General features: G+C 73.4%; 1 protein-coding gene. It reads right to left on the bottom strand.

The genetic code is table 11. From position 1 onward, the window contains the following. The coding region (locus AC1DWF_RS35430; RefSeq protein ID WP_476843139.1) for a LysR family transcriptional regulator at positions 1–650 on the bottom strand (650 nt) is incomplete at both ends.

Genomic DNA, 650 nt, shown 5'->3' with positions numbered 1-650 from the left:
CTTGAGACCCGTCAGCGTATCCACGTCCTCGATGCCTGCCGGGACCAGGCCGGCCGCGGAAAACGCCGCCCCGATCTCGCGCCGCACGCCATGGTGCCAGCCCGGCAGCAGCAGCGGCAGCTGCGCCACCTCGGCCAGCGATATCTCCCCCGACGGCGTCAGCAGCTTCGCCACCCGGGCATCGCCGGGCCTATGCACGAGGTAGAGATGCGCGTCGTAGAGCGGCTCGATCTTCACGGCGGCGCTGCGCCGCATCGTGTTGAGCACGGCGATATCGACCTCGCCCCGCGTCAGCCATTCGTGGATGGTGCCGGTGAAGCCGTCGCGCAGGTTGAGCTCCACATCCGGCATCTCCGCGCGGAGATGCCGCATCAGCGCCGGGCCGAGCGCCGCCGCGACCGAGGGCGGCATCGCCACGCGCAGCTTGCCGCGCGCCACGCCCTGCGCGGCCATGGCCTCCTCGCGGATGCGGTCGAGATCGTCGAGCACGGGCGAGACCGCCTCGGCGAAGCGGCGGCCCTCCTCGGTCGGGCTCACGCCGCGGCCGTTGCGGTGGAGCAGGCGGATGCCGAGCTCCTCCTCCAGCGCGCGCACCTGCCGGCTCAGCGCCGGCTGCGCGATGCCGAGCGCCGCCGCGGCGCGGGAAAAGC

The sequence above is a fragment of the Aminobacter sp. P4_D5 genome (assembly GCF_056401815.1).
The sequence above is the reverse complement of the archived record's forward strand: the minus strand, read 5'-3'. Positions and strand labels throughout refer to the sequence as shown.